The organism is Paenibacillus qinlingensis (assembly GCF_013204845.1).
GTDB classification, from domain to species: Bacteria; Bacillota; Bacilli; order Paenibacillales; family NBRC-103111; genus Paenibacillus_E; species Paenibacillus_E qinlingensis.
The window spans coordinates 64,962-71,117 of record NZ_JABMKY010000034.1 but is presented as its reverse complement, the minus strand read 5'-3'; the positions used below and the strand labels follow the sequence as shown (position 1 = coordinate 71,117).

7 protein-coding genes and 1 other RNA gene are annotated in these 6,156 nt (G+C 44.4%); all 8 read right to left on the bottom strand.

Going from position 1 to position 6,156, the window contains the following annotated elements; translation table 11 throughout:
- Nucleotides 1-304: 304 nt before the first annotated feature.
- The 8 genes from HQN88_RS34650 to HQN88_RS34615 all read right to left on the bottom strand — a co-directional run bounded on the left by HQN88_RS34650 (nucleotide 305) and on the right by HQN88_RS34615 (nucleotide 6,133).
- Nucleotides 305-574 (bottom strand): pro-sigmaK processing inhibitor BofA family protein, encoded by a 270-nt coding sequence (locus tag HQN88_RS34650; protein ID WP_173120856.1) that lies wholly within the window; start codon nucleotides 572-574, stop codon nucleotides 305-307.
- Between the two features lie 3 nt (nucleotides 575-577).
- Nucleotides 578-862: a DUF2508 family protein gene (locus HQN88_RS34645; RefSeq protein ID WP_063795704.1), complete on the bottom strand. Its 285-nt coding sequence runs from the start codon at nucleotides 860-862 to the stop codon at nucleotides 578-580.
- A 121-nt stretch (nucleotides 863-983) separates the two neighbouring features.
- On the bottom strand, nucleotides 984-1,580 hold the full coding sequence (recR, locus tag HQN88_RS34640) for a recombination mediator RecR (RefSeq protein ID WP_056621953.1): 597 nt from the start codon (nucleotides 1,578-1,580) through the stop codon (nucleotides 984-986).
- Nucleotides 1,581-1,625: 45 nt separating this feature from the next.
- On the bottom strand, nucleotides 1,626-1,937 hold the full coding sequence (locus HQN88_RS34635; protein WP_028555044.1) for a YbaB/EbfC family nucleoid-associated protein: 312 nt from the start codon (nucleotides 1,935-1,937) through the stop codon (nucleotides 1,626-1,628).
- 20 nt (nucleotides 1,938-1,957) lie between these two features.
- A complete protein-coding gene (dnaX, locus tag HQN88_RS34630) occupies nucleotides 1,958-3,688 on the bottom strand; it encodes a DNA polymerase III subunit gamma/tau (RefSeq protein WP_173120854.1) in 1,731 nt (576 codons plus the stop codon).
- A gap of 78 nt (nucleotides 3,689-3,766) precedes the next feature.
- Nucleotides 3,767-5,203, bottom strand: coding sequence for an ATP-binding protein (locus tag HQN88_RS34625; protein WP_337995172.1), 1,437 nt, complete (start codon nucleotides 5,201-5,203; stop codon nucleotides 3,767-3,769).
- Between the two features lie 173 nt (nucleotides 5,204-5,376).
- An RNA gene (gene ffs, locus HQN88_RS34620) (signal recognition particle sRNA large type) lies at nucleotides 5,377-5,640 on the bottom strand.
- 82 nt (nucleotides 5,641-5,722) lie between these two features.
- A complete protein-coding gene (locus HQN88_RS34615) occupies nucleotides 5,723-6,133 on the bottom strand; it encodes a hypothetical protein (RefSeq protein ID WP_173120852.1) in 411 nt (136 codons plus the stop codon).
- Nucleotides 6,134-6,156: the final 23 nt, after the last annotated feature.

Here is a 6,156-nt window from a genome sequence, read left to right as displayed (position 1 = left end):
TGCTCGTCCTATTTGAAAAAGCTTAATTGCTCATTTGAAGCTAGCGAGATTTTGCAATCTCTTTTATAGTCGATTACTCGACTGTGCTTACTCACTCGTTGTTCAGTTTTCAAAGATCAATCACTCTTGTCCAACCTGCTCTCTTTCGAAAGCCAGAAGACCAATATAACATAGTTACTTTTCTTTTGCAACTTGTTTTTCTCAAGTTACTTTTGTATTTCTGCATGTCTCAGCGGCAACTTTTATAAGATAACACAGATGCCGCAGCCGAGTCAACCTAATATCAGATGTATTATATTTACAGCTAGAGCAAAGCCCATTTTACACCAATTAGCAGTATAACACCGGGGATCCCCAATATAGTAGCCGTCCCTAATGTAGCTGTGTTAATTGGCAGTTCGATATGCGTGTACCCACTCAATAGATTCAGTATGTATAACAGAAAAGCTGCAACTACTATATTCAAACCTAATGATGCTACTAGCCTACCACCACCTCGGCTTCTGAATACAATCATCACTAACATGAGCAAGGAGAGTATCAACACCCCCCAAATGGCATATTTAAGAATCATCCTCTACACCTCCATTAAATGATCGCTGTCAATCAGGCTTACCCCTAGTCGCTTCGCTTGTTTGATTAGCATTTCGAATCTCTTCTCTGCCGCTTCCATTGCGTAAATTGTATAGTCGATCTGGTCCTTGTCCAAAGCGAACTCAAAGTGAGCTTGCGCCGCCACCCACGTCTGATGCGCAGCACGTATCTCTTGAATCAACATAATCTTGTCCCGTTTCAGTTCTTCCTTAACAGTCTTCGCTCGCGGACTCTTAAATCCACGCATGCCTAATAGAGCCGGTTTCATAGGCAAACCTCCATTCCTCCCACAATTGGGTTGATCTATACTTATGGGGATCATGGCATTTTTAGAACACTTTCTAGGCAAAAAAAAGAGAGCTTCTCAGCTCTCCTTAACATGTATGCTTTTATAATTCCCTGCGGCCTTCCATCGCTTTGGATAAGGTTACTTCATCCGCATACTCCAAATCGCCGCCTACCGGTAAGCCATGGGCAATACGAGTTACACGCAACCCAAACGGTTTGATCAATCTAGATAAGTACATCGCTGTGGCTTCGCCCTCAATATTCGGATTGGTTGCCAGAATTAATTCCTGCACGGTTTCGTCACCCAAACGCTTGAGTAATTCTGCGATATGAATTTGATCAGGCCCAATCCCCTCCATAGGAGAAATGGCACCATGCAGCACATGATAATAGCCTTCAAATTCTTTGGTTCGCTCTAACGCAACCAAATCCTTCGGTTCCTGTACAACACAGATGACGGAATTATCACGGCTTTTATCCTGACAAATACGACAAGGATCCACATCGGTAATATTGCAACACACGGAGCAATAATGCAGATTCCGTTTTACATTAACAAGCGATTTAGCAAAATCAATCACGTCTTCCTCTTTCATTCGAAGGACGTGAAAGGCTAAGCGCCCCGCTGTCTTGGGACCTACTCCCGGCAAGCGGGAGAAGGCATCGATTAACTTCGCTATCGGTTCGGGGTAATACAAAGGAAGTACTCCTTCATGGTACAGAGTCGTTGATTCTTGGTTGTCTTAGAACAATCCAGGGATATTCATACCGCCTGTGAATTTGCCCATATCTTTGTTAGCGATCTCTTCGGCTTTGGACATTGCGTCGTTAACGGCAGTCAATACAAGATCTTGCAGCATTTCAACATCGTCTGGATCCACCGCTTCTGGTTTGATCGTGATGCTTTGTACTTTCTTATGTCCATTGATGATACACGTTACCACGCCGCCGCCAGCTGTTCCTTCAATCATTTTCGTGCCTAGTTCTTCTTGTGCCTTCATCATTTGCTCTTGCATTTTCTTCACTTGCTTCATCATTTGGTTCATGTTATTCATTATAGATCGCTCCCTTATTGTTAGTCTTCTTTAATCGTTACTAGATCTTCACCAAACAATTGGATGGCTTCAGATATCCATTCTTCTTTGACCGCGTTTCCGCGACCATCCTCAGCCACTAATTCCATCTCTTCAGGCGGGGCGTGCGTCGCATCACTCTTCGCATCATCCCATTCCTTACGCATTAAGGTCAGCAATCGCATTGGTTTACCAAACACAGAAGAAAGTACTTGTTCAATGATGACTTTATTCTCCGGCTTCTCTGTTGTATTACGATGCATATCATTCTTGAATGCGACAAGAACAACATCATCTAGCATAGCCACCAAATCACCATTAACAAACCAGGCATGAACGGTTATTTTCTTCTCTTTGACATCACCTAACACTTGACTCCACTTCATCAATGCAGTCTTCGTCTCCGGTCCTTCAGATGCCTTCAAGTAAGGGTCGAGCTTAAGGCCCGACTTCTTAGAAGGTGCCGAGGCAACAGGAGCTTTTGCCGCAGGCGCTTGCTTAGCACTTTCACCCGAAGCAACACTCACTCCCGATTTTACCAGTAGAGCTAGTTGATCTTCAAGTTGTTTCATTCTTTGGGTCATTTGCGCGAAAAGATCACCTTGTGGCTGGCGCGCTCCTGCTTCCACCGAACTAACTTCTCCCCCTCGATGGCCTCCGCTTATTTTCATAATGGCGATTTCGAGCAAGGTTTGCGGCTGTACCGAATATTTCATCTCACTCTGATAATGGTTCAGTGTTTCGATCATACTCATCATCCCACTAGGGGTGAAATGACTTGCAATCTCCTTGAGCTCTGCCATATCAAATACGCGTTCAGCAATCACAGGTGAATTCGGCACCATGCGCACCATCAGCAAATCGCGGAAATAGTGAATTAAATTTTCAATACACTTATCAGCACTCTTTCCTTCTTGCATGAAGGTATCAATCAACTCTAGGGCAGCCCCCAGATTCTGTTCTTTGACATACGTAACTAGTCGCTTAAATTGATCGGAAGCAATACCGCCTGTGATCGACAGAATATCAGCGAGCTGTATTTCTCCTGTTGCAAACGATGCAGCCTGATCCAAGAGACTTAACGCATCCCGCATCCCGCCGTCGGATAATCGTGCTATATAGTGAAGAGCTTCTTTATCAATCAAAATGCGCTCTTGATCACAAACATACTGTAGACGCCCTACCTCATCCTCCATGGAAACGCGACGGAAATCAAAACGTTGACACCGAGAAATAATAGTTGCGGGAATCTTATGAGGCTCTGTTGTCGCTAAAATAAACATAACATGCGCCGGCGGCTCTTCCAATGTCTTCAATAAGGCATTAAACGCTTCCGTCGTCAGCATATGCACTTCATCAATAATGTACACTTTCTGCCTAACTTCGGTAGGTGCATATTTAACTTTATCTCGGATATCACGAATTTCTTCCACACCGCGGTTGGATGCCGCATCGATCTCAACAACGTCCATTACAGCGCCTTCCGTGATACGTTCACAGGCAGAGCATTGGTTGCATGGCTCTTCCGAAGGACCATTTAAGCAGTTGATGGCTTTGGCTAAAATTTTGGCTGTACTTGTTTTACCCGTACCACGGGGGCCATTAAACAAATAAGCATGGGTCAGGCGATTTTCTCGCAAAGAATTCTGCAGTGTTTGTGTGATATGCCGCTGTCCGACAACATCACGAAACGTCTGCGACCTCCATGTACGATACAAAGCAATGTGTGCCATAGTGTTCCTCTCCAATAATCCCTGCGTGGATTGACTATATCCATTATACTATAACGCTCCAAGGGATGAAATAGAGGATCACATATAGGGAATCGTGATGGTAAATGTCGTTCCAAAGCCTTTGGAAGCTACACGAATCGTCCCGCCCATATCATGAATGATACGTTGGCATACGGAGAGCCCAAGTCCCGTTCCCGTATCCTTCGTCGTGAAGAAGGGATCGAAGATTTTATCAATGACGAACATCGGAATCCCCGTACCTGTGTCATGAATATCCACACACACATTTCGCTCCGCCGTATCTACACGTCCCGAAATTGTCAATATCCCTCCATCGGGCATAGCTTCGATCCCATTTTTGCATACATTCAAGAAAACTTGCTTCAATAGCTCAATATCTGCCGTCACCTCAGGGAGGTGGGTGGAAGCCTCATAATGAAGTTGAACATTGTAGAGGATAGCTTCATTCTGAATAACCGGCACGATGCCACGCAGAACTTCTGTCACACAAATACGTTCATAGGCCACATGCTTGGGCTTGCTCAACATCAGAAACTCATTCACTAGTGCATTAATCCGATCAATCTCTCCCAGCATGACATCTGTAAAGTTCTGTTCTTTGTCCATGCCACGGTCACCGAATGTTCGGCGCAGCATTTGTAAGAAGCCTTTGATTGACGTTAGTGGGTTACGGATTTCATGTGCTGTACCTGCGGCAATTTGCCCGATCATCGCAAGACGATCGCTTCGCTGAACCATTTGTTCCAATGAGCGCATATTCGTTACATCTTTGAAAATAATGTAAGCCCCCACAATATTCCCCTGACTATCCTTCAAAACATTAGAATCCAGCAACAAATCAAACCGTTCTTGATTGTTCGTCCAGGAAACGGCGTGATTGCGAACTATCGCTCCATTCAGAATCGTTCGCTGCACGAGCTGGTGCTGGCTCGGAACTGTGGCAAAAATCTCATCCAGCGACTTATTGCGAATATGTTCTTTCTCCATGGCCAGCATTTGGCAGGCTCGATCACTAATGTCAGCAAGTCGGTAATCCATATTAATTAATAACACGCCTAAATTGATATCTTTCAAAAAGGCATCCGAAAAGCGCTGCAGCAAGTTTAACGCTGTTCCTTCTTCTTTATTTTTCAATGATAATAAATATATACTTCTATCCTCACATTGGAGCTTGAGCATGGAAAACTGAAAATAGATCATTTCCCCATTCTTCCCTAGTAGAAAACCATGTGGCCACTCCCCCACATCCGCTTCATCTCTAAAATGAAATTCGTATAACTCACGTAGAGTAGCCCTCATTTTAAAAAATTGAGGGCAGGGAACACCGGTAATTTCATCGGCTGAATATCCTGAAACTTTCAAGAGCTGATCCGTGACAAGTAACAACTTCTCATCCTCATCAACCATTACCATACCGGTTTGTATGCTGTGATTGAACAGTTTGCGCAGTTCGTTCATCGATACCGAGTACATCTGAGGCGAATGAATGGGCATGTCAACAGCTCCTTCACTTTCTCTTTTCGAACATCTTCGAGCTGCATCAGTCCATGTATGTATTATATAAAAATTCTCTGTAAAGTCATATTTTTCCTGCTACACACAAAAGAAAAAACGCCCTAATTGCTGGCGTTTCGGTTATGTGTTCTTACATATACGGTATGATTACACCGTGCACCTGTTATTGATAAAGTGATACAAGCGAACTCTTATCGTTAGCTCAAATCAGGCAACCCCTCGGCACATGAAACATCTCACTTACGGCTGCTTCCTTCCAGACCTGACCGGGTTCACGAGCATCCATTGCGAAGGACCCGACTCTCAACACCACGTGTAAAAGCCAGACCTCACATCACAGTACCGCTAACAGGAATTCAACCTCGCTACAGCGGATTGCGAGTTACAGGGCACCGCTACCTCCCCGTCTAGCACAGTAAAAATAGTATAGCTGATTCATTGCCAAATAGCAACCTAAGGGGAAAAACTACCTGCCGCCGAGGCGGTACTACTAATAAACTAGCGATCCATTCTTACTTGTATCTTATACCGCGGCATATTCGTCTCTAATGCCATTTGAGCCTGCGACCGCAGTTCATCAACTTGAGCTGCCGTTAAAGCTGCTTGAGGTTTAATTCTCACATTGGCAGAAGGACCATTGATCGCGATATTGGTCTTCTCTATGCCCGGCAGTTGAGCAAGCACAGCCTTCATGAGATTGGTATCATCCTCGTAATGATGGTAAGTCGGATTCAGCGGATCATTCGGGTTAACGCTTGTGATACCCAACATACCGTCTTGCTTATAATTCTGAACTTTATACGTAGAGTCATCATTCGTTTTCTTATTGTTCCCCGTCCACATGCCACAACCTACTAAACTCGCTATAAGGATAGCAGCTCCTGTAAGCTTAACTAGACCCTTGAACATAAAAACACCTCCCATTGGACTCT

Bases quoted from the DNA above. Each gene is read 5' to 3' on its own strand.
- HQN88_RS34615 (WP_173120852.1), bottom strand. From the start codon at position 6,133: ATGTTCAAGGGTCTAGTTAAGCTTACAGGAGCTGCTATCCTTATAGCG.
- HQN88_RS34650 (WP_173120856.1), bottom strand. From the start codon at position 574: ATGATTCTTAAATATGCCATTTGGGGGGTGTTGATACTCTCCTTGCTC.
- HQN88_RS34625 (WP_337995172.1), bottom strand. From the start codon at position 5,203: ATGCCCATTCATTCGCCTCAGATGTACTCGGTATCGATGAACGAACTG.
- HQN88_RS34645 (WP_063795704.1), bottom strand. From the start codon at position 862: ATGAAACCGGCTCTATTAGGCATGCGTGGATTTAAGAGTCCGCGAGCG.
- dnaX (WP_173120854.1), bottom strand. From the start codon at position 3,688: ATGGCACACATTGCTTTGTATCGTACATGGAGGTCGCAGACGTTTCGT.
- HQN88_RS34635 (WP_028555044.1), bottom strand. From the start codon at position 1,937: ATGAATAACATGAACCAAATGATGAAGCAAGTGAAGAAAATGCAAGAG.